Consider the following 21269-nt stretch of genomic DNA (forward strand, 5'->3'; position numbering starts at 1 on the left):
ACCATGCTCGGCAAGACGTGTGCAAGAACACAAAAAGGATAATGCTTATGCGCCTCAAGACCTGGCTTCTCACCGGAACCAGCATCGGCCTCATGGCCTTTGCCCCGATCGCCGCCCAGGCCCAGGATGCAGATTTGCAGTCGGCCGTCAGCGCCTATCTCGCAGCACAGGCTTCGGGTGATCAGGCTGCGATCGACGCTGCCCAGGGCCCGCTCACCGAGCTCTGCATCGTCAATGGCTTCGCCAGCATCGAAGAATGTATCGCTGCGGCCTCCGGTGGCCAGAGCGCCCCACCGCCTGCTCCTGCCCCCGAGCCCGTTCCAGAACCCGCCCCGGTCGATGTTCCCCAGCCCGAGCCGGAACCCCAGCCCGAGCCGGTGATTGAGGAGCCGCAGCCCGAACCTGCCCCTGCAGTTGAAGAGCCTGCGCCGGTCGAAGAACCCGCTCCTGCCCCTGCTGTCGAGGAACCTGCCCCGGTCGAAGCCCCGCAGCCCGAACCCGCTATCGAGCAGCCCGCCCCCGCGCCGGTGGAGGAACCTGCTCCCGTCGAACAGCCCGCGCAGGTCGAACAGCCGGCTGCGGAACAGCCCGCGCCCGAGGCTCCTGTCGCTCAGCCCCAAGCCGACCTCAGTGCCGCACTTGCCGCACAGGTCGACCTTTTCAACGGCGCCTTTGCCGACATGCTCGGCGGCGGTGACCAGACCGACGCCCAAAACCGCATGGCCGCGGCCCGCGCCGAAATCGAGCGCCTGTGTGCCGAGGCAGGGCTAGGCGATGTCAACGCCTGTCTCGCTCAATATGGCCTGTCATTGCCCGAAGTGCCGGCCGCAGTCCAGCCTGCCGCGCCTGCTGAGCAGCAGCCTGCCGAACAGCCTCCCGTGGCCCCGCAGCCGGTGGAACAGCGCCCGGCAGATGCTCCTGCTGCTCCCGAAGCCGTCAACGATGCCGGCCAGCCGGTCGAGGTGATCGAGGACCTGCCTGCCGGCGTGACCGAAGAGCAGATTGCCCCGGTGCTCGACAGCGCCAAGGACCAGGAAGTGGCCCCCGTTGCCCCGACGCAGGACGGCCAGCCCGCGCCTGTCGCGCCTACCGCAACGCCTGCTGTCTCCACCGAGCCGCCCCCGCCGCCACCGGAAACGGACGCCCTGGCCCAGTCAGAGCAGATGCGCGCCTTTGCCGCCGAACCGGTTGCTTCGGCCACCGCCGAGTCCGGCACGGAAATCCAGGCCACCGGCAACACCACAGTCACCCAGACGGTGGTCAACAACTACGTCAACAACATCACCAATATTAACAACGTGACGAACAACGTCACCAACAACACCACCAACAATACCCAGAACAACGTCACCAACAACACGCAGAACAATATCGGCCAGCAGAACAACATCACCGTCATCGAGCAGACGCCGGTGCGCGAGGCCAATACCGGTGACGTCATCACCCAGGTGATCCTGCAGGTTGGTACGCAGCTGATCGTCAATTCCATCGGGCAGGATACTGACCGCTTCTACAACCCGCAGCAGGACGAGATTTACTACGAAAATCTCAGCAATGGCCGCGTGCGTGAAGTGATCACCCGCCCCGATGGCACCCAGATCGTGACCGTGCGCAACCGCAATGGCGACATTCTGCGCCGTTCGCGTATTGCCCCAGATGGTCGCGAATATGTCTTGGCCACCTTTGATGATCGCTATGACGCCAATCTGGTGGAGTGGCGTGATCCGGGTGCAGATCTGCCGCCCCTGCGTCTCAACATCCCGGTACGTGACTACGTGCTCGACGCCCGCTATGCCGACGAACGCGAGGTTGAAACCTTCTTCAGCCAGCCGCCGGTGGAACAGGTTGCCCGCCTCTACTCGATTGACGAGGTCAAGCGCTCGGCCCGTATCCGTGACAGCGTGCGCAAGCTGGAAGTCGGTAACCTGACCTTCGATACCGGCGCTGCAACCATCAGCCGTGATCAGGTCGCTTCGCTGTCCAACGTCGCCAATGCCATGCAGGCTCTGCTGAGCCGGAACCCCAACGAAACCTTCCTGATCGAAGGCCATACCGACGCCGTGGGCTCCGACATTTCCAACCTGCGTCTGTCCGATCTGCGCGCCGCCACGGTGGCTCGCATTCTGACCGACTTCTACAATATTCCGCCGGAAAACCTGGCCACCCAGGGCTATGGCGAGCGCTACCTCAAGATCCGCACCGAGGCGGCAGAACGCGAAAACCGTCGCGTCACCATCCGCCGCATCACCCCGCTGATCACGGTCGCCAGCAACTGATCGATCCGGCGCATCGACGCCTGATACGAACCGCGAATATAGGAGGCCGGGCCCAGTGCCCGGCCTTTTTTAGTTGGGCTCAGCCGGCACGCCATTTGCCATCTTGCGCGCCGCCATAGGCTTGATATCCATGCGCGTCCCGCTCCGGAGCCGCCATGAAGAACCTCGAAATCCTTGTCGAACGCGTCATCCTCGCCTCGCGCTGGCTGCTTGTGGTCTTCTATATCGGCCTCGGCATCGCGCTATTGCTCTACGCGGTCACCTTCGGCATCAAGCTCTGGGATTTCGGCAGCCATCTTTTCGATCTCGACGAGACCGAAACCATTCTCAAGATTCTCGGCCTGATCGACGCCGCACTGATCGCCAGCCTGGTCGTGATGGTCATCATCTCGGGCTACGAAAACTTCGTTTCGCGTTTTGACAATGAGGGCGATGTGCATTGGCTGGGCCAGATCGATGCTGGCTCGCTCAAGATCAAGGTGGCCTCGACCATCGTCGCCATCTCCTCGATCCACCTCCTGCAGATCTTCCTCAACGTCCCGCGTTACACCAATGAGCAGATTCTCTGGTACACCGTGTTGCACGTGACCTTCATCATCTCGGCACTTTTCCTGGCCGTGATCGATAAAATCTCAAAAAAGCCACAAAAGAACGACGCTCCAGACCTCTAGTCTAGGGTGTTAACTTTTTGTAATAGCAAGCAAAAAGCGTTTCAGATCACAAGTTCAGCGTCAAATCACAGTTCCGGGAACGAACCCCAAAACTCCGCGTTTCTTAGCCAGCGTTGAAACAAAGGAGCAAATGATGGCTACCCCCGAACGCGATACCGTCTACACCCAGGACGGCAACCGTACCGTCTATACCCGTGAAAGCAACGGCACCGGCTGGTTCGTCGGCATCATCGTTGCACTGGCCCTGCTGGCCATTGGTTACCTGGTCTTCTCGGCTAACTCCGGCCCGACGACCACTGTCGACGTCAACGGCGTTCCCGCTGTGGAAGCTCCGCTGACCACCGACCCGGCGATCGCGCCGGCTCCCATGACTGAAGCTCCGGCGACCGGCGTTGACGCCGCTCCGATGACCGAAGCTCCGGCCGTGACTACGGAAACTCCGGCTCCGGCCGCTGATACGCCGGCTGGCGTTGAAGCCACCCCGGCCCCTGTTGCTGAACCCGCTGCTCCCGGCGCTTAATCAGCGATAGGTCCCTGGTTACTCCCGCCAGGCAAAGAAAACCCCGGACAGTCCGGGGTTTTTTTGTGCCCTCCGACGAGACAACCGGAAATTTCGCGGCCGAGGCCACTCTCGGCCGCCTGCGCCGTTGCGAAACGGCCTTCTCCACCCCATCTCAGACCGAACCCAAGGGAGCTTCCATGTTCAATATCGACCAGATCATCAAGACCCTGCAGACCGACAAGAATGCACAGCGCACCGCCATGACCGGCGCGGCTGGCCTCGCCGCCGGCATGCTGTTCTCCGGCGGCAAGCCGGGCAAGCTACTCGGCACTGCCGTCAAGGCGGGTGCGCTGGCCGCTGTGGGCGGCCTCGCATACAAGGCCTGGCAGAACTATCAACAGGGCCAGCCCGGCGCCGCCCCTGCGCCCTCGGAAGATGCCTTTATCCCCTCAACCGCTAATGCCGCCGAGCATGAAGAACTGGGCAAGACCCTGGTCCGCGCCATGATCGCCGCCGCCAAGGCCGACGGCCGCATCGACGCGACCGAAAAGGAAGTCATCTTCGACAAGCTCAAGACCATGTCGCTCTCGGCCGAAGAAAAAGCCTGGGTGTTCGACGAACTGAGCTCGCCGCTCGACATCAACGCTGTGGCGGCCCGCGCCGACACGCCCGAGCATGCCGCCGAGATTTACGCCGCCTCCCTCGTTGCCATCTCGGCCGACACATCGGCGGAACAGGCCTATCTCGAAGCGCTGGCAGTGAAGCTGAAGCTCGACCCGGCTTTGGTCGCAGAAATTCATCGTCAGGCCGGCGAAAAGGCCCCGCAACCGGCATCGAGCCCGGTCTCGCCTTTTGCCTACACCCCGGACACCAGCAACGTCTGATCGATCCTGGACACCGCGCGGACACCACGCCGCGCGGTAACACTCATGTGCGTTCTTGAAGCCAGGGGCCCAGGCGGCCACATCTGCCGGCAAGGAGAACACTCATGGAACTTGGTCTATATTCCTTTGCCGAGAACACCCCCGATCCGCTCAACGGCAATCGGCTGCAATCGCCCGCCGAGCGTCTTGCGGACCTGATCGAGGAAATCGAGCTGGCCGACCAGCTGGGGCTGGCCTTTTACGGCCTCGGCGAACATCATCGCTCTGACTATGTCGCGTCCGCTCCGGTGACCATTCTGGCGGCTGCCGCCGCCCGCACCAAATCGATCCGTCTTTCGACCGCCGTGACTGTGCTGAGTTCGGAAGATCCGGTTCGCGTCTGGCAGCAATTCGCCACGCTCGATCTCATCAGCAATGGCCGCGCCGAAATCATGGCCGGCCGCGGCTCATTCATCGAGAGCTTCCCGCTCTTCGGCCTTAACCTCGATGACTATGACGATCTGTTCGAGGAAAAGCTCGAAATGCTGCTGAAAATCCGCGAAGGCGGCAAAGTGGCCTGGCCTGGCAGCAAGCACACCAAGCCCATTCCCGGGCTGGAAATCTATCCCAAGCCCATCCAGAGCCCGCTGCCGCTATGGATCGCGGTCGGCGGCACACCCAATTCGGTGGCCCGCGCTGCCTATTACGGCCTGCCGCTAATGATCGCCATCATCGGCGGACGGCCGCGCCAGTTCCAACCGCTGACCGAACTCTATCGCCAGACCGGCGCCAAGGTCGGCCACGACGCCGCAAAGCTCAAGCTTGGCGTCTCCGGCCACGGCTTCATTGCCACCACCAGCCAGGAGGCACGCGACACCGCCTTCCCCGCCCACAATGCGGTAATGAGCAAGATCGGCGCCGAACGCGGCTGGCCTCCGGGAACGCGGGCACAGTTCGATGCCGGAACGACGCCGGAAGGCGCCTATTATGTCGGCTCTCCGCAAGAGGTCATCGACAAGATCCTCATGCAGCACGAATGGTTCGGCCACGACCGGTTCGGCCTGCAGCTGAGCGTCGGCACCCTGCCACACGACCAGGTCATGAAGTCCATCGAGCTCTACGGCTCAGTGGTTAAACCGGCAATCGACAAGGCCCTGGGCTAGACCCGGAAAGCCGCGAGGCTCTCCCCGCGAGGTCAACTCGCGGGAGGGAGTCTATTTGCCGCTGCGCTTGATCGACTTGATGGCCAGCGGCGGCACGCCGGACTTTTCGGAGATGGCGCGGTCCTGTTCCTCGATGGCGGCCTTGGCGGGTTCGTCGCCGTCGAGGCCACCCAACAGGTTCGCATCCACCTTGCGGTTCGAGCGCTGGCTGCCGTCTTCATAGACGATGTCGAACATCACGAACTCGGTCCGCGCGGTAGGTTTCCTGGCCATTTTCTATGGTCCTTTCAAAAGCGAACCGCGAGCCGGGACGGCTCGCGGTCAATACGTACAGGCGTGCGGGCGATCAGCGGAAAATGCCGTCGCCCTGCTCGTCGATGATCTGGCGGCCCTTGCCCAGGGCCAGCGAAACGAGGTCGTCCACCGAGCTCATGCGGTCGGCACGAATGTAGCGATAGGTCTTCAACTCGCCGTCAAAACCTTTCTCGATAAGGCCGGCCAGCTGATACTCGCTGCCCACCTTCATCTCGATGGCCTTGATCAGATAGCCCTTGTAGGTCTCTTCGCCGAGGGTCTTTTCCCCCGCCGGTTCAGCACTGGCGGAACCGCCACCGAACAGCTTCTTGAAAAACGACATGGGCGGCCTCCTTAATATCTGCTTTTGCGCTCGGGCCGGGGTCGCTCCAGCTCACCACGCTTGTCCATCTCCTCCTGCAGCCAAAGCGGCGAGATGTCAAAGTAGTTCGGCCAGATCGGCTTGCCATTGACCAGTTCGACCTGCGAGAAATACGCCCGATCCCGCAACGGCTCCGTCCCCTCGCCCCGCTCCGCCAGCATCGGCGCCGCATTGAACGTTCCCGACGTCCCGTCCGAAAACGTCACCACCAGCTTGAACGGAACAGCGGTGCGAAGCGAAGTGAGTTTGAGACGGGAAGCCGCCATGGGCGGCTCCTAATTGTCGAGGAAGCTCCGCAGCTTCCGGCTCCGGCTCGGATGCTTGAGCTTGCGCAGCGCCTTGGCTTCGATCTGACGGATACGCTCGCGCGTCACCGAGAACTGCTGGCCGACTTCCTCCAGCGTATGGTCGGTGTTCATGCCGATACCGAAGCGCATGCGCAGCACGCGCTCTTCGCGCGGGGTCAGCGAGGCCAGAACGCGCGTGGTGGTTTCACGCAGGTTCGACTGGATGGCCGCATCGATCGGCTGGATCGCGTTCACGTCCTGGATGAAATCGCCGAGGTTCGAATCTTCCTCGTCACCGATCGGGGTTTCAAGCGAGATCGGCTCCTTGGCGATCTTGAGCACCTTGCGGACCTTGTCGAGCGGCATTTGCAGCTTCTCGGACAACTCTTCCGGCGTCGGCTCGCGCCCGATCTCGTGCAACATCTGGCGCGACGTACGTACGATCTTGTTGATCGTCTCGATCATGTGCACCGGAATACGGATGGTGCGCGCCTGATCGGCGATCGAGCGGGTGATCGCCTGACGGATCCACCAGGTCGCATAGGTCGAGAACTTGTAGCCGCGGCGATATTCGAACTTATCGACGGCCTTCATCAACCCGATATTGCCCTCCTGGATCAGGTCGAGGAACTGCAAGCCACGATTGGTGTACTTCTTGGCGATGGAGATCACGAGACGCAGATTGGCCTCGACCATCTCCTTCTTGGCGATGGCGGCTTCGCGTTCGCCCTTCTGCACCTTGTGCACGATGCGGCGATATTCGGCGATATCGAGGCCCGTCTCGGTCGCCAGCGTGGCGATCTCGGTGCGGATTTCCTTGATGGTGTCGACTTCGCGGCGGGCAAACTCGCCCCAGCCCTTGCCATCGAAATTCTCGACTTCCCATTCCCAGCTGGGGTCGAGCTCGCGGCCATAATAGTTCTCGAGGAACTTCTCGCGCTTGACGCCATAGCTTTCCGCAAGGCGCAGCAGGCGCCCCTCGAAGCGCACCAGGCGCTTGTTGATGTCGTAGAGCTGCTCGACCAGGCTTTCGATACGGCTGGTGTTCAGCGACAGCGACTTCACGTCGGCGATCACCTCGCCGCGCAGCGCGCCCAGGCGTTCGTTCTCGGCGTCGGATACGGTGGCCGAACGATCCTCGGCATGGCGATCCTGCATTTCGCGCATCTGGCCATAGGCCTCGGCGATGCGGTTGAAGGTCTCCACCACCTGCGGCTTGAGCTCGGCTTCCATGGCCGACAGCGACAGGGCGTTGTCGAATTCGTCGTCGTCGTCCTCGACCGGGTCCTGCGGCGGCTCGGGCTCTTCCGGCACATAGTCGTCGTCATCGCCGCTCGAGGCGCGCTTGGGCGCAGGCTTGGCCTTTTCCTTGGCAGGCTCGGGCTCGGGGCGGGCCGGGGCCACCGGGATCTCGGGCGCCGCCTGCTTGGCATCGGGGCCGGCATAGGTGGCTTCGAGGTCGATGATGTCGCGCAGCAGGATTTCGCCCTGGGCGAGCTGGTCGCGCCAGATGATAATGGCCTGGAAGGTCAGCGGGCTTTCGCACAGACCTTCGATCATGGTCTCGCGGCCGGCCTCGATGCGCTTGGCGATGGCGATCTCGCCCTCGCGGCTCAGAAGCTCGACCGAGCCCATTTCGCGCAGATACATGCGCACGGGGTCGTCGGTGCGGTCGCTGCCCGATTTGGTATTGGAGGTGCTGGCGAGCGCGGTGCCGGCCGAGGTAGCGACCTCGGTGCCGCTATCGTCCTCGTCCTTCTCGACTTCAGTCTCTTCGACCTCGTCCTCGTCGACGACATTGATGCCCATTTCGGAGAACATCGACATGAAGTCTTCGATCTGCTCCGAGCTTACCTCGTCGGAGGGCAGGACGGCATTGAGCTCTTCATAGGTCACATAGCCGCGCTTCTTGGCGACCTTGATCAGCTTTTTGACGGCCGCATCGTTCTGGTCGATCAGCGGACTGTCATTGGACGCTTCCGGGGCGCCGGCTTCCGGCTTCTCGGTGTCCTTGCTGGCTTTGTTCGCAACCTTGGTGGCCATCTGGTACTCCTCGGGACCCATTGGGCGGGTGGTCCCGGCTGTGTCTTATGTGGTGACAACTCAAGACAAGGTAAAGGTTTGGTCACCGGACCGTTAACGGCCCGCGCCAATTTAGTTCGCCTAGGGCGCTGCGGCACCGATTCGCCACAACGCAAAATCGCGCATCGTCGCCGCCTTCAGGGTAACGTCCCTAAAAACTGCGAGTTGCGCGTCCCGATAGCGAACCAAAGCCTTCGATCAATGCCTCTGTGCCATCGACAGTGGTAATCTGGTTCTTGATGTCCCGCAGCCTTTCAAAGGTTTCATCGCTCGGGTCTTCGCCCAGCGCCGCTTCGGCTGCCTTCAGCTCTCTATTTAGCTGAACTTTCTTGTTATGCAAGGCCAGGGCGTGACTCAATCCGATCTCGGCATCGACCAGAGCAGTCTCCTGGCTCACCTGCCATACCCCCTGCCGCGCCAGCGTATCGGTCATTCTATCGAGGGACGGGCCATGGCCGCGCACCCCCAGCGCTGCCCGCAAATCTTCGGCACTGATATCGTGATGGCGCACTGCCAGTGCCAGAATATCGGACAGCACCTTCTGCGCGGTGGGCGTTTCGCAGTCGATGGCCGCCAGCGTTTCGAACTTGTCCTCGACCAATGCCGGATGATTGACCAGCGTCAGGATGATGATGGCCTCGCGGGGCGAGGCATCGACCACAGCGCTCCCGCGTACCAACCGAGAGTTGCGCAAAGTGTCAGACACCACCGAACGCGGTGTGCCCCGGGCCGGAAAACCATAGGCGCCGCTTTGTCCATAGGCCGGCTTGCCGCCGCGATAGGCGTCACGCCCCTGCCGGATCGGCGCGAAGAAGGCCTTGAGCTTTTCATCGAAGGCCTGGGCATAGTGGAAGCGGACATTGGCATCCTGGATGGCATTGGCGCGTTCGCGTAACCGCGCCTGCATCGCCGCGCGCTCTTCCGGCGCCTCCGGCACGAGACCGCCCGTCTCGAAACTCCACACCATGTCCGAAAGGCTGCGCGCCTTCTCGATCACTTCGGCAAAGGCCGCCCTGCCCTGCGCCTTGATCAGGTCGTCCGGGTCAAGCCCCTCGGGGAGCGTTGCGATCTTGACGGTCTTGCCAGGCTTGAGATGCGGCATGATCAGATCGGCGGCGCGCTCCGCCGCCTTGAGGCCTGCCTTGTCGCCGTCAAAGCACAAGACCGGCGTATCGCTCATCCGCCACAGCAATTGCACATGCTCTTCGGTCAGCGCCGTACCGAGTGGCGCCACCGCGCCCTCGAAGCCCGCCGAGACCGCGGCGATTACGTCAAGATAGCCTTCGACGACGATCAGCGTCGCCCCGTCGCGCGTTGCACCCTTGGCGCTATGGCCGTTGTAGAGCGTCTGCCGCTTGTGAAAGAGCTCGGTCTCCGGCGAATTGAGGTATTTTGCCGGCACATCGGCGCTCAGCGCCCGCCCGCCAAAGGCGATCACCCGTCCGCGGAAATCAGTGATCGGGAACATCACGCGATTGCGAAACCGATCATAGGTCAGGGCATCGCCGTCCCGGCTGGTGACGAGGCCGGTATCGACCATGGCCTGCGCCGAGACACCATTGGCCGCCAGATGTTCCTTGAGCCCGTTGCGGCTATCAGGGGCAAAGCCGATGCGGAACCGTGCCTGGCTGGTTGGCGACACACCGCGCTCGAACAGATAGCCCCGGGCCCGCGCCCCGATATTGTGGGCCAGCGCCGCCTCGAAATAGGCCGTGGCGATTTCCATCACGTCGAGCAGGCTTTTCTGCGCCGCCTCGCGCCGCTCGGTCTTCTCGTCCCGCGCCGGCATCGGCACGCCGGCCATGCCCGCCAGCTTCTCCACTGCCTCGGGGAAGCTCATCCCCGCCTTTTCCGTCAGAAAGCGGAAATGGTCCCCGCTCGCGCCGCAGCCGAAGCAATGATAAATGCCGCGCCGGTCGTCGGCGTGAAAGCTCGGGCTCTTTTCGGCATGGAACGGGCAGCAGGCCCACATATCGCCCTTGCCGGGCTGGCTCTTGCGCTTGTCCCACAGGACGTGCTCGCCCACCACCTGCGTAATCGGCAGGCGCTGGCGGATCTCGTCGAGGAACTGATCTGAAAAGCGCATATGTGCTATCTAGGCACTCCTGGCGGCCAAGTCACGAACAAGGAACTTATCCACACCATGCCACAGGCAAACCGGTTTTCCCTGCCCGCCCTTCTGGCCCTCACCACCCTGCCAGCCCTGGTCGTCGGCGCGGGCCTGTGGTTCCTGGGCGACCTCGCCCCACAATGTCAGATCAGTGAAACCAGTCGCCTGTCCGCGCCGAACGGCACATTCGACCTTGTAGTCTTCTCGCGCAATTGCGGCGGCACCACTCCGGCAAATGCCCAGGCCGCCCTGGTGCCCCTGGGCGAAACCATGCCGGAAGACGCCGCCAGTTTCGTGTCGGTCGGCCAGGCCACCGACTTCGCCGCCGCATGGACCGATGACGGCGAAATCGCCCTGAGTCTGCCACCGGGCGCGAAAATCTACCGGAACGATGACCACGTCGCCGGGGTCACCGTTCGCTATCGTTAGGTCTAGGCGGCCTTGCTCGACTGGTAGAGGCGCCAGGCCCAACCAAACAGACCCACCGCGAAGAAGATCAGCAGCACGCCGCCCATGATCATGCCGACCGAGGCACTGAGCAGCGGGAAGAGCAGGAAGACCAGGCCCAGCAGCACATAGGACACACCCGACAGCACCACAGGCCAGATGCGGGCATAGCTCTGCCGCTCGCGCACGATCACCACGATCTGCATGACGCCCACGAACACGGCCGCGATACCGACCATGGTGGACATGACCGTGACGGTGAAGATCGTCGCCAGCAGCGGGCTGATCAGGATGAGCACTCCGAGGATGAGAGAGGCCGCATTGGCCACCACGTCGAACCAGTAATTACCGGATTTGCCGCCGCCAAAGGTCAGGCTCCACAGGCCCAGTGCGCCGTCGATGATGAGCAGGATACCGCCAAACAGCACCAGCACCGCCAGTGCCTCCAGGGGCCAGATGATCGCGTAGATACCCGCGAGCAGCATCAGCACGCCACGCAGCGCCGTTGCCAGCGCGAACCGTTTTTTTGTCTGGGACGAAATAGCCATCACACATCTCCATGACGGGGCATGAGCCTCCGATCTCCGAACTCTAGCGCAGGCCCCGGCGACCTGCCATACCCAGCCCGCTTTAGAGTTTCTAAAGTCGGCAAGGAATTTTGTTCATTGCCGCGCACTTCCGCATGTGGGATGAGCGCACCTCCGGCCCTGCTCCATGCGCGGAAATTCTCCATGTCGCTCCCCCTTCTCGCCCTGTTCCTGGCTGCTTTTGCCTTTGGTACCGCTGAATTCGTCATTGCCGGCGTGCTGCCGGACGTGGCGGCAGGTCTGGGCGTCACCGTGCCGGTGGCCGGCTATCTGATTTCGGGTTACGCCATTGGCATCGCCGTCGGCGGGCCGCTTCTGGCCGTCGCCAGCAAGAAGATGAGTCGGAAGACGCTGATCATCCTGCTCGGAGCCGTCTTCACCTTGGGCCAGGTCTTTTCTGCCCTGGCGCCCAATTTCGAGACGCTGATGCTGGCGCGTCTCCTGGTCTCGGTGGTGCACGGCACCTATTTCGGCATCGCCGCCATTGTCGCCGTCAGCATCGTCGCCCCCGAAAAGCGCGGCTTCGCCGTCGCGCTGATCCTGTCCGGCCTCACCGTCTCCAATATTCTGGGCGTGCCCGGCGGCACCGCCATCGGCAATGCGCTCGGCTGGCGCGCCACTTTCTGGGCCGTCGGCGCGCTGGGGCTCGCCGCCACCCTGGCCATAGCCATCTTTCTGCCTGCCAAGGCAGGCGCCTCTGCCGCCATCGGCAGCTTCCGGCGCGAGATCAAGGCCCTGGGCCGCCAGCAGATCGTCACCTCACTGATCATCGTCATCCTGGTGATGATCGGCCAGTACAGCCTCTTCACCTATATCGCGCCATTGCTGTTGCAGGTGACAAAGCTCGATCCCGGTGTCGTGCCATGGATCCTGCTGCTCTACGGCGTCGGCTCCACGATCGGCGTATTCATCGGCGGGCGGCTCGCCGACTGGAAGCTGATGCCCTCCCTGATCACCATTCTCACCCTGCAGGCCATGCTGTTCGCGGGCCTTTACCTGGCCAGCCCCTATGCCCTGCCCATGGCCATTCTCACCGTCCTCTGGGGCGGCGCCAATTTCGCCTTCGGCTCGCCGGTGCAGTCGCGCGTGCTCGCCTGGGCTGGCGATGCCCCCAACCTCGCCTCGGCACTCATCCCCACCGGCTTCAATATCGGCATCGCCATCGGCGCCATTCTGGGAGCGCACCTGCTCGAGAGCGGCTTCGGCTATGCCAGCCTGCCGCTGATCGGCACGGTATCGCTGGTGCTGGCCGTACTGGTCGCCATCTTTTCAGGCGTCTGGGAAAAACGCAGCGGCGTCCTGCCGCCCCAGTCACAGGCACTTGCGGCGGAATAAAGGTTTCCGGTTAAGGTCTCGGTGACTATTTCGGCATTTGTGTTAATGCCGGTAAGAAACCTTTTGCCCTTTGCACCCTATGAGCGAGCTGCCACGTACAGGTAGCCGCATGGTCATAGACAACGCGTCATTGCTGATTGCCATCGCCTTCTCGAGCGGATCGTTGATGATCGCCCTGCTTATCGGCTGGATGAACAGCAGGCGCGAGTCCTACCTTCTGTTTGGCGCCGGCGGCATTGGCCTTGTTGTCATCGCCATGGCTGCCATGGGCCTGCGCAACGGCGCCTATGACATGTTCATTCAGCTCGTGCCCTTTGTGCTGCTGCTCATCGGCTTCGCGCTGATCTATGCCGGATCCCGGATTTTTCGCGACGAGGCGGCCAGCACCATTCCTGCCCTCGTCATTGGGATGGTGGCGGTAATGACCACCGCCGTACCGATCATCGTCGGTCTCTCCGGCATCGGCACCATCATGCTCAACATCGGTAGCGCCGTGCTCATGCTGCTGTGTGGGCGCGAATACTGGCGCAGCCGCAAGGAGGCCCGCGGCGCCTTGATCGTCAATGCCGTGCTTTACACTCTCACCGCGATATCCTTCGCCTGCTGCGCGCTGGTCTTGCTGCTTGAAGGACGTTGGGTGCTCGATGGTCCGCCCAATAACTGGGCGGAGGACTTCAATTCCATCATGTCGCTGGTGGGGCTTACCGGCATTGGCGCCATTACCCTCACCCTCCATCATGCGCGCAATGCGCGGCATCACCGCATGGAGGCGCACACAGACGCCCTCACCGGCGTGCTCAATCGGCGTGCCCTGTTCGACATCTACCCCGAGGGTCACATCGCCACCGGCCTGGCCGTGCTGATGTTCGACCTCGACCATTTCAAGCAGATCAATGACCGTTTGGGCCACGCTGCCGGCGACCATGTGCTGCAGCAATTCGCCGATGTCATGCGTGAGGAATTGCGCGCCGCCGACACCATTGCCCGCCTCGGTGGCGAAGAGTTTTGCGTCATCATGCGCGACATGGATGGCGAGCGGGCCAAGGCGATTGCCGAACGAATCCGCACCCGTTTTGCCGGACTCAACCTGTCGCGCGGACAGGATGGCCAGGTGGCCACCGTCAGCGCCGGCCTGGCGGTCGGCGGCCAGGACGAGCCATTTTCATCGGTGCTCAGCCGCGCCGATGCGGCTCTTTACAAGGCCAAGAGCGCCGGCCGCAATCAGGTCCATATCGCGGCCCTGCGCCTCGTCGCCTGACCTTAGGCGCTGAGCGCCGCCCGCACCTGCCCGCTCACCTTGCCGAAATCGATCCGCCCCGGATAATCCGCCTTGAGCTGGGCAATCACCTTGCCCATGTCTTTCGGCCCCTCGGCGCCCGTCGTCGTAATCGCGGCAGCGATGGCGGCGGCCACTTCCTCTTCCGAAAGTCCCTTGGGCAGGAACTCGTTGAGAATGTCGATTTCTTCCTTTTCCACCGTGGCGAGATCGGCGCGGCCGGCCTGGGCGTAGATGGCAAAGCTCTCTTCGCGCTGCTTCACCATCTTCTGGATGATCGACAAAATCTCGTCATGGGTGGCCGGCCCCTTGCCATCGCCACGATTGGCGATGTCGCGATCCGTAATGGCCGCATTGATGGCGCGCAGCGTGCCGGTGCGCCGCTGGTCGCGGGCCTTGAGCGCCTGCTTGAGCCCTTCACTGATGTCTTCACGCATGGTTGCGGCTCCTTGCTTCGCCTGGAATTGCCCCCATATAGCGATGAAACGCGGCCAACGCCACTTGCGCAGACCGCCCGGGCCCCCTAAGAGGAGGCCTCAACCGACATCATCGCCGCGACATATGGCAGGCCTCCCAGCCACCGTTCTCGTTGCGCGACCATAGAAAACCGAGCTTGGAGACCCAAAGTGACCGGCTGGCAGCAGACCCCCGCGACCGCAGTTCTGATTCTGGCAGACGGCACACGCCTGGAAGGGCACGGTATTGGCGCAGTCGGCCACGCGGCCGGCGAAGTCTGCTTCAACACCGCCATGACCGGTTACCAGGAAGTGCTGACCGACCCATCCTATGCCGGGCAGATCATCACCTTTACCTTCCCCCATATCGGCAATGTCGGCGCCAATGACGAAGACATCGAGACGGTGAACATGGCCGCGCTTTCGGGCGTGCGCGGCGTCGTGCTCAAGGCCGACATCACCAACCCGTCCAATTATCGCGCCGCCGAAAAGCTCGATGCCTGGCTCAAGAAGCGCAATATCGTCGGGATCGCGGGCGTCGACACCCGTGCCCTCACCGCGCTGATCCGCGAAAACGGCATGCCCAACGGCGTCATCGCCCATGAACCGAGCGGCCAGTTCGACGAGGGCTCGATCATGGCGGAACTCAAGGCGTTCCCAGGCCTCGAGGGCCTCGACCTCGCCAAGGAAGTCACCACGGCCCAGACCTATCATTGGGACCAGACCTCCTGGGTCTGGAACGAGGGCTATGGCACGCTCGAAAAGCCCGACTTCCACGTGGTCGCCATCGATTTCGGCGCCAAGCGCAACATCCTGCGCTGCCTGGCCGACCAGGGCGCCAAGGTTACCGTCGTCCCTGCGACAGCATCGGCTGCTGACGTCATGTCGCACAACCCTGATGCCATCTTCCTGTCCAACGGCCCCGGCGATCCGGCGGCAACCGGCAAATATGCCGTCCCGACCATTCAGAAGCTGATGGAGTCAGGCAAGCCGATGTTCGGCATCTGCCTGGGACACCAGCTGCTGGGCATCGCCCTGGGCGGCACGACGTCGAAAATGCATCAGGGCCATCACGGCGCCAATCACCCGGTCAAGGACCTGACAACAGGCAAGGTCGAGATCACCTCGATGAATCACGGCTTTGCCGTCGATGCCGAGACGCTGCCCGCAGGCGTCACCCAGACTCATATTTCGCTCTTCGACGGCTCCAATGCCGGCCTGGCCGTGGACGGCAAGCCGATCTTCTCGGTGCAATACCACCCCGAAGCCAGCCCCGGCCCGCAGGACAGCCACTATCTCTTTACGCGCTTCCTCAATCACGTGCGCAGGGAGAAGGGCCTCCCCGAAAAGCCGGAATATGTGGCTCCTGGCGCTGCAGCCTGACCCAAAACCCCGGCCCTCGCGCCGGGGTTTTTCTTAGCCCCAATTGTCCAGCACCGGCCCACCCTGCCCGCCGACAGGATCGCTCCTGGGCAGAGGCACCCCGGCAATGCGGGCATCGGCGTGAGGCCGTTCGCCGTCGCCACCGCGCATCAGGTCCGGGCTGAAACCCGGTGGATAGGCACCGACCACCAGAAAGTCACTGCTGGAGCCAAGATTTTTGTGGCCGACACCTGCCGGTAATAGGAGCACATCACCGGCCAACACCTCAAACACCCGCCCCTCCGGCCCACCAAGTTGCAGTCGCGCCGTGCCGCGCGCCACGCCCAGGCATTCATGGGCGTTGGAGTGATAGTGGTGAAAGTCATAGACCCCGTAGCGCCAGGCACTGGGCCAGCCATTGCCATCGAACAGCGCCTCGAAAGCCTCTGCCGAAGGCTCCGCCAGCACCCGCCGGTACATGATCACCGGCAGGACGCTATTGGGGATAGTCCCGTCATCGGCAAAGTGCTCGAACGCTATCGAAGCGAGGTTGGCAGGCATGACGATCTCCTTTTCGGATCGTAACGCTTCACCCTCGCTGCGGTTCGCCTAGACACTCCCCGAGAATGTATCGCACTGGTTCGGGTCGCCGGAGCTGTAGCCGCGCTGGAACCAGGTCTTGCGCTGTGCGGAGGTGCCATGGTTGAAGGTTTTAGGCACCGCAAAGCCCTGCATGCGCTTTTGCAGCGTGTCGTCGCCGATCTGGTTGGCGGCGTTCAGCGCTTCCTCGATATCCCCCGATTCGAGCAGGTTCTGCTGGCCGGCATAATTGGCCCACACACCGGCATAGCAATCGGCCTGCAGCTCGACGCGCACCGAATAGGCATTGGCCTGTTCCTGGCTCATCGCCTGGCGACGGCGATTGAACTCTGGCAGCACGCCGGTGAGGTTCTGGATGTGGTGGCCAACTTCGTGCGCCAGCACATAGGCCTGGGCGAAATCGCCCGGCGCGCCGAACTTGCGGTGCAACTCGTCATAGAAGCTGAGGTCGATATAGACCTTGGAATCGCCCGGGCAATAGAATGGACCAACCGAAGCATCGGCCATGCCGCAAGCGGTATTCACCTGATCGGTGAACAGCACCACCTTGGGCTCGGGATAGTTCTGGCCGGACGCGGCAAACACGTCGGTCCACAGGTTTTCCGTCTCCTTGACCACCACGCCGACGAAATCGGCAAGCTCGTCCTCGCCCTGGGCTGGCAATTGCCGAGACGAGGCGCTGCTGGAGGAGGGAATCGTGCCGGAATTGCCGCCGGTCATCATGTCGAGCGGATTCTGTCCGGTGACGAACCAGATAATCCCCAGCACCACGACGATGCCGATCAGGCTGGAAATACCGCCCTTCGACCCACGCCCGCCGCCGCCAGTGGGAATGCGAAAGCCGCCACCACTGCCGCCCAGGCCGCCGAGCCCCCCAAGTCCGCCTCCGGACCGCTGGCCCCGACGATCCTCGATATTAGAGCTACGCTCCCGACCCTGCCACTTCATGATAACGACGCCTTTTCGATAGTCCTGCGGACGCTAGCAGTAAGTGTGGCGCGGGGGAACGGGTTCCACTCAGGCGCAAAGGTTCACCCCGACCCGACCTCGCCCTGTAGAAGAGGAGGAGAAGAAGAGTCCCCTCAAGGGCGAGGAAGGCGAAAGAGCCCTGGTTCCACCTCCGTTTGAAATGGCCTAGCTCGCCACCTTCGCGACGGTCGCCCGCGCGCCCTCCTCGAACAGCATGGTCAGATGGCCGATCACCGCTTGGCGAAAAATCGCATTGTTCGGCAAGTCGGCACCGAACACCTCGCTCATGCCGACGAGCCCATCGAACAACGCTTCCGGATCGTCGCCGGCATCGGCCGCGATCGCCATCATCTTGAGCGCATGCGGATCGCGCACATCGATTTCGCTGCCATCCTCGGCTATGCCGGTCACATAGCGCATCCACGCCGCGACGCCCAAAGCCAGCCGCTCGATGCCCTGCCCGGCCTTGAGTCGGTCGCGAATGGTGCCGAGCAGACGCTGGGGCAGCTTCTGGCTGCCGTCCATGGCGATCTGCCAGGTGCGATGCTTCAGGGCCGGGTTGCGGAAGCGCTCCAGCAGCTCGTCGCGATAGGCGCCGAGGTCGACACCGGGCATGTCGAGCGTCGGCATCGCCTCCTCGGTCATCAGCCCATGGATGAGCTTCACATAGGCCGGATCGCCCATCACCTCGGCGATATATTCGTAACCGCCGAGATAGCCCGAATAGGCCATGGTCGAGTGTGAGCCGTTGAGCATGCGCAGCTTCATCAACTCGAACGGCTCGACATCGGCCACCATCTGAGCACCCGCCCTCTCGAAAGCCGGCCGGCCGGAGGGGAAGTCGTCTTCAACCACCCACTGCGTGAAAGGCTCCGTCATGATCGGCCAGGCATCCTCTGCCCCGATCAGCTGCGACACCTCCGCGCGATCGGCATCGGTGGTGGAGGGCACGATGCGGTCAACCATGGTTGACGGGAAAGCCACGCTCTCCGCCCAGGTGCCCAGCTCCGCATCGCGCAGGGCCGCAAATTTTGTGACGATGCGCTTGGCGGTGTGGCCATTGCTGGGCAGGTTATCGCAGCTCATCACGGTGAACGGCTCTACCCCCGCAGCCTTGCGCCGCGCCAGTGCCTCCACCAGCATGCCCGGCGCCGATTTCGGGGTGGTGGGATTGGCCAGGTCATGCACGATATCGGGATGGCGCTGGTCGAGTTCGCCGGTTGCCGGATCGTGGCAATAGCCCTTTTCGGTGACGGTGAGCGAGACGACGCGGATGGCCGGATCGGCCATCAGTGCAAGCAATTCCTCGCGCTGCGTATTGGCATCCATCACCGACAGGATCGAGCCAATGACGCGCGGATGCGTGCCTGCCGCGTCGCGTACCGCAATGGTATAGAGCCCATCCTGCGGCTCCAATGCCTCCTTGGTATCGGGGCGGCGCAGGCTGGCGCCCACAATGCCCCAGCTCGGATCGCTCGCCAGCAGATCATCGACATAAACAGCCATATGCGCCCGGTGAAACGCACCAATGCCCAGATGCACGATACCCGGCGTCACCGTTGCGCGATCATAGGCGGGCAGTTTGGTGCCCTTGGCGAGGCTGGCCAGCGTCTTGGAACTGAGGCGCGGATTGGTCACGGCGATCTCCCATGCGACACGCGCAATCTTGTATGGAAGATACGCGTAAGATAGGAGCCTGTGTAGTCGCAAGCCCTTGCCGGGGCAAGCCCGCACCGGCATAACCGAACCAGGGAATTTGGAGGACAAGCCCGTGACCAGGCGTATCGTTTCCATCGGCGAATGCATGATCGAGATGAGCGGCGGTGAAGACCGCACCTACCGTCTCGGCTATGCCGGCGACACGCTCAACACCGCCTGGTACCTACGCGCCTTGCTCGGCAAGGACTGGTCGGTCGACTACGTCACCGCCCTGGGTGAAGACCGCTATTCCAACGACATCCGCGCCTTTCTCGACGACAACGGTATCGGCACCGAACACATCCAGACCATCCCCAGCCGCCGCCCCGGTCTCTACATGATCCACCAGGAAAAGGGCGACCGGCACTTCACCTATTGGCGCGACCAGTCCGCCGCCAAGCTGTTGGCCGACGACAAAACTGCCCTGGCCAAGGCCGTCGAAAAGGCCGAACTGGTGTATTTCTCCGGCATTACCCTTGCCATTCTCGCCCCGCGCGCCCGTGGCCGCCTGCTCGGCGCCATCGTCAAGGCGCGGGACAATGGCGCGAAAATCGCCTTCGACACCAATATTCGTCCGGCTCTGTGGACCAACCAGCGTGTCATGACCGGCGTGTTGACCGCCGCCGCCAGCCTCTGCGACATCGTCCTGCCCACCCACAGCGACGAAGCCCCACTGTTTGGCGACAAGACCATCGACGATACCGCCGACCGCTATCTCGAACTCGGTGTCGAGGAGGTCGTGGTCAAGGACGGCAGCAAAGATGCTTTGATCGCTACCGCCCATGAGCGCGTGCGCCTGGCGCCGAAGCCGGGGGCCAAGGTGGTCGATGCGACCGGAGCGGGCGACAGTTTCAATGGCGCCTATCTCTCCGCCCGCCTCACCGGCAAGAGCCTGGGCGAAGCCGCCGAAGCCGCCCACCGCGCCGCGGGCATCGTCATCGGCCATAAGGGCGCATTGGTCGATCCCAAACTCGTCAAAGGCTGACCGTCCCCCGACCAAGGTTCTCCCCTCTCCGGACGTCACATTTTCAGTGATACCGAAGGAGAACCCAAAATGGTCTTGCCGTTCAATCGTCTGCTGAAGGCTGCGGCCGTGTCTGCGGCTTTGCTCCTGGGCCCGGCAGCCTATGCCGCGGAAGCCGACACGCAGGTGCTGGCCGAGGGCGACACAAACATAGCCCAGCTTCGCGATTTGGGGCGCGACCTGCGGGCGCTCCTGCGGCCCGAAATCGGCTTTCCAGAGGCCTATGTCGGTGCCTGGCAGAGCGCGGTGGACGACGCTTTTGCACCGGCCCTGCTGGAAGCCGACTATCTGCAGGCACTCGATGCAGCCCTTATGCAGGACAGTCGCGCCGCCGCCGTCGCCTATCTTCAATCTGACCTGGCCAAGCAGCTGGCAGCACAGACGACCACGATGGATCCCGACGGAACCTTGTCCTTCGAGGAAGAAGTGGCCAAGGCAGCCAAGATCATCGAAGCCGCCTCCCCTGCCCAGAACGCCCTTTACGTCGATCTTTTCGAGCGCCAGCATGGCCCCGAGACAGCCAATGCCATCATGGACGCATATTATCGCATGATGAAGACCGGCGCCGAGCCCATCATCGGCGCCGAAGCGGCAGACGCGTGGGTGGCCGGCATCGGCAGCACTCTGCGCGACCAATATGTCGAGGGCTACTTTGCCGCTACATCCGCCAGTTACAGTACAGTGGACCCCGTTCTTCTGCGCGAACTTGCCCAGGCTCTGGCTGAGCCCGATCTTGCCGCCTATTCCCTGCAGGCGTCACAGGCTTTCTCGCAGGCGCTCGATGCGGCGGCAGACCGCCTGGCAGTGGCCTATGCAAAAGCCGTCGCCGACCTCTAGGCCTCGTTGTCACAATTTGACCGCATGGTAAAATCCTCATAGCCTCACG

The 21269-nt window shown here is 62.8% G+C and carries 21 protein-coding genes; 11 read left to right on the top strand and 10 right to left on the bottom strand.

Translation table 11 applies throughout. The annotated features are described in order from the left end of the window. Window positions 1-47: 47 nt before the first annotated feature. The 5 genes from BGO80_RS04005 to BGO80_RS04025 all read left to right on the top strand — a co-directional run bounded on the left by BGO80_RS04005 (window position 48) and on the right by BGO80_RS04025 (window position 5475). Complete coding sequence (locus BGO80_RS04005) at window positions 48-2276, top strand: OmpA family protein (RefSeq protein ID WP_286719267.1); 2229 nt, start codon at window positions 48-50, stop codon at window positions 2274-2276. Window positions 2277-2431: 155 nt separating this feature from the next. Next, window positions 2432-2947, top strand: coding sequence for a TIGR00645 family protein (locus tag BGO80_RS04010; RefSeq protein ID WP_126150388.1), 516 nt, complete (start codon window positions 2432-2434; stop codon window positions 2945-2947). A 133-nt stretch (window positions 2948-3080) separates the two neighbouring features. Then, on the top strand, window positions 3081-3467 hold the full coding sequence (locus tag BGO80_RS04015) for a hypothetical protein (protein WP_126150387.1): 387 nt from the start codon (window positions 3081-3083) through the stop codon (window positions 3465-3467). A gap of 179 nt (window positions 3468-3646) precedes the next feature. Next, window positions 3647-4333 carry a tellurite resistance TerB family protein gene (locus tag BGO80_RS04020; RefSeq protein WP_286719270.1) on the top strand — a complete coding sequence of 229 codons (687 nt, stop codon included), beginning with the start codon at window positions 3647-3649 and terminating at the stop codon, window positions 4331-4333. Between the two features lie 104 nt (window positions 4334-4437). Further along, a complete protein-coding gene (locus BGO80_RS04025) occupies window positions 4438-5475 on the top strand; it encodes an LLM class flavin-dependent oxidoreductase (RefSeq protein ID WP_286719272.1) in 1038 nt (345 codons plus the stop codon). Window positions 5476-5526: 51 nt separating this feature from the next. Here the strand turns inward: BGO80_RS04025 and BGO80_RS04030 are convergent, their stop codons facing one another. From BGO80_RS04030 to dnaG, 5 genes are all read right to left on the bottom strand, one after another. Further along, window positions 5527-5748 carry a hypothetical protein gene (locus BGO80_RS04030; RefSeq protein WP_126150384.1) on the bottom strand — a complete coding sequence of 74 codons (222 nt, stop codon included), beginning with the start codon at window positions 5746-5748 and terminating at the stop codon, window positions 5527-5529. Between the two features lie 73 nt (window positions 5749-5821). Next, a complete protein-coding gene (locus BGO80_RS04035) occupies window positions 5822-6112 on the bottom strand; it encodes an HlyU family transcriptional regulator (protein ID WP_126150383.1) in 291 nt (96 codons plus the stop codon). Window positions 6113-6123: 11 nt separating this feature from the next. Then, entirely contained in the window at window positions 6124-6417 is a 294-nt protein-coding gene (locus BGO80_RS04040; protein ID WP_286719275.1) for a DUF2442 domain-containing protein, read from the bottom strand. 9 nt (window positions 6418-6426) lie between these two features. Next, window positions 6427-8481: an RNA polymerase sigma factor RpoD gene (gene rpoD / locus BGO80_RS04045; RefSeq protein WP_126150381.1), complete on the bottom strand. Its 2055-nt coding sequence runs from the start codon at window positions 8479-8481 to the stop codon at window positions 6427-6429. 190 nt (window positions 8482-8671) lie between these two features. Continuing rightward, entirely contained in the window at window positions 8672-10606 is a 1935-nt protein-coding gene (gene dnaG / locus BGO80_RS04050; protein WP_286719278.1) for a DNA primase, read from the bottom strand. 57 nt (window positions 10607-10663) lie between these two features. On the opposite strand from dnaG, the gene BGO80_RS04055 reads away from it, so the two are divergent. Next, window positions 10664-11059, top strand: a complete 396-nt coding sequence (locus BGO80_RS04055; protein ID WP_286719279.1) for a hypothetical protein — start codon at window positions 10664-10666, stop codon at window positions 11057-11059. A 2-nt stretch (window positions 11060-11061) separates the two neighbouring features. On the opposite strand, the gene BGO80_RS04060 is transcribed toward BGO80_RS04055, so the two are convergent. Beyond that, entirely contained in the window at window positions 11062-11625 is a 564-nt protein-coding gene (locus tag BGO80_RS04060; RefSeq protein ID WP_286719280.1) for an HdeD family acid-resistance protein, read from the bottom strand. Window positions 11626-11808: 183 nt separating this feature from the next. Between BGO80_RS04060 and BGO80_RS04065 the strand changes: the two genes are divergently transcribed. Both BGO80_RS04065 and BGO80_RS04070 read left to right on the top strand, forming a co-directional pair. Next, the gene (locus BGO80_RS04065) at window positions 11809-12999 is read left to right on the top strand and encodes an MFS transporter (protein WP_286719282.1); all 1191 of its coding nucleotides are present in this window, start codon (window positions 11809-11811) and stop codon (window positions 12997-12999) included. A 109-nt stretch (window positions 13000-13108) separates the two neighbouring features. Continuing rightward, window positions 13109-14257 carry a GGDEF domain-containing protein gene (locus BGO80_RS04070; protein ID WP_286719284.1) on the top strand — a complete coding sequence of 383 codons (1149 nt, stop codon included), beginning with the start codon at window positions 13109-13111 and terminating at the stop codon, window positions 14255-14257. Between the two features lie 2 nt (window positions 14258-14259). Here BGO80_RS04070 and BGO80_RS04075 read toward each other — a convergent pair whose 3' ends face one another. Continuing rightward, window positions 14260-14712, bottom strand: a complete 453-nt coding sequence (locus tag BGO80_RS04075; RefSeq protein ID WP_126150375.1) for a GatB/YqeY domain-containing protein — start codon at window positions 14710-14712, stop codon at window positions 14260-14262. Between the two features lie 189 nt (window positions 14713-14901). Here BGO80_RS04075 and carA point away from each other — a divergent pair, with 189 nt between their 5' ends. Next, window positions 14902-16113: a glutamine-hydrolyzing carbamoyl-phosphate synthase small subunit gene (carA, locus tag BGO80_RS04080; protein WP_286719285.1), complete on the top strand. Its 1212-nt coding sequence runs from the start codon at window positions 14902-14904 to the stop codon at window positions 16111-16113. A 33-nt stretch (window positions 16114-16146) separates the two neighbouring features. Here carA and BGO80_RS04085 read toward each other — a convergent pair whose 3' ends face one another. From BGO80_RS04085 to BGO80_RS04095, 3 genes are all read right to left on the bottom strand, one after another. Continuing rightward, window positions 16147-16653: a hypothetical protein gene (locus BGO80_RS04085; protein ID WP_286719287.1), complete on the bottom strand. Its 507-nt coding sequence runs from the start codon at window positions 16651-16653 to the stop codon at window positions 16147-16149. Between the two features lie 48 nt (window positions 16654-16701). Next, window positions 16702-17640 (bottom strand): KPN_02809 family neutral zinc metallopeptidase, encoded by a 939-nt coding sequence (ypfJ, locus tag BGO80_RS04090; RefSeq protein ID WP_286719289.1) that lies wholly within the window; start codon window positions 17638-17640, stop codon window positions 16702-16704. Between the two features lie 186 nt (window positions 17641-17826). After that, complete coding sequence (locus tag BGO80_RS04095) at window positions 17827-19299, bottom strand: mannitol dehydrogenase family protein (RefSeq protein ID WP_286719291.1); 1473 nt, start codon at window positions 19297-19299, stop codon at window positions 17827-17829. A gap of 133 nt (window positions 19300-19432) precedes the next feature. Between BGO80_RS04095 and BGO80_RS04100 the strand changes: the two genes are divergently transcribed. Together BGO80_RS04100 and BGO80_RS04105 are read left to right on the top strand one after the other, a co-directional pair. Then, window positions 19433-20344: a sugar kinase gene (locus tag BGO80_RS04100; protein ID WP_286719293.1), complete on the top strand. Its 912-nt coding sequence runs from the start codon at window positions 19433-19435 to the stop codon at window positions 20342-20344. Between the two features lie 69 nt (window positions 20345-20413). After that, on the top strand, window positions 20414-21220 hold the full coding sequence (locus tag BGO80_RS04105) for a hypothetical protein (protein ID WP_286719294.1): 807 nt from the start codon (window positions 20414-20416) through the stop codon (window positions 21218-21220). Window positions 21221-21269 lie beyond the last annotated feature (49 nt).

It is taken from the genome of Devosia sp. 63-57, from assembly GCF_001899045.1.
Classification (GTDB): Bacteria; Pseudomonadota; Alphaproteobacteria; order Rhizobiales; family Devosiaceae; genus Devosia; species Devosia equisanguinis.

Bases quoted from the DNA above. Each gene is read 5' to 3' on its own strand.
- BGO80_RS04005 (WP_286719267.1), top strand. From the start codon at position 48: ATGCGCCTCAAGACCTGGCTTCTCACCGGAACCAGCATCGGCCTCATG.
- BGO80_RS04010 (WP_126150388.1), top strand. From the start codon at position 2,432: ATGAAGAACCTCGAAATCCTTGTCGAACGCGTCATCCTCGCCTCGCGC.
- BGO80_RS04015 (WP_126150387.1), top strand. From the start codon at position 3,081: ATGGCTACCCCCGAACGCGATACCGTCTACACCCAGGACGGCAACCGT.
- BGO80_RS04020 (WP_286719270.1), top strand. From the start codon at position 3,647: ATGTTCAATATCGACCAGATCATCAAGACCCTGCAGACCGACAAGAAT.
- BGO80_RS04025 (WP_286719272.1), top strand. From the start codon at position 4,438: ATGGAACTTGGTCTATATTCCTTTGCCGAGAACACCCCCGATCCGCTC.
- BGO80_RS04030 (WP_126150384.1), bottom strand. From the start codon at position 5,748: ATGGCCAGGAAACCTACCGCGCGGACCGAGTTCGTGATGTTCGACATC.
- BGO80_RS04035 (WP_126150383.1), bottom strand. From the start codon at position 6,112: ATGTCGTTTTTCAAGAAGCTGTTCGGTGGCGGTTCCGCCAGTGCTGAA.
- BGO80_RS04040 (WP_286719275.1), bottom strand. From the start codon at position 6,417: ATGGCGGCTTCCCGTCTCAAACTCACTTCGCTTCGCACCGCTGTTCCG.
- rpoD (WP_126150381.1), bottom strand. From the start codon at position 8,481: ATGGCCACCAAGGTTGCGAACAAAGCCAGCAAGGACACCGAGAAGCCG.
- dnaG (WP_286719278.1), bottom strand. From the start codon at position 10,606: ATGCGCTTTTCAGATCAGTTCCTCGACGAGATCCGCCAGCGCCTGCCG.
- BGO80_RS04055 (WP_286719279.1), top strand. From the start codon at position 10,664: ATGCCACAGGCAAACCGGTTTTCCCTGCCCGCCCTTCTGGCCCTCACC.
- BGO80_RS04060 (WP_286719280.1), bottom strand. From the start codon at position 11,625: ATGGCTATTTCGTCCCAGACAAAAAAACGGTTCGCGCTGGCAACGGCG.
- BGO80_RS04065 (WP_286719282.1), top strand. From the start codon at position 11,809: ATGTCGCTCCCCCTTCTCGCCCTGTTCCTGGCTGCTTTTGCCTTTGGT.
- BGO80_RS04070 (WP_286719284.1), top strand. From the start codon at position 13,109: ATGGTCATAGACAACGCGTCATTGCTGATTGCCATCGCCTTCTCGAGC.
- BGO80_RS04075 (WP_126150375.1), bottom strand. From the start codon at position 14,712: ATGCGTGAAGACATCAGTGAAGGGCTCAAGCAGGCGCTCAAGGCCCGC.
- BGO80_RS04085 (WP_286719287.1), bottom strand. From the start codon at position 16,653: ATGCCTGCCAACCTCGCTTCGATAGCGTTCGAGCACTTTGCCGATGAC.
- ypfJ (WP_286719289.1), bottom strand. From the start codon at position 17,640: ATGAAGTGGCAGGGTCGGGAGCGTAGCTCTAATATCGAGGATCGTCGG.
- BGO80_RS04105 (WP_286719294.1), top strand. From the start codon at position 20,414: ATGGTCTTGCCGTTCAATCGTCTGCTGAAGGCTGCGGCCGTGTCTGCG.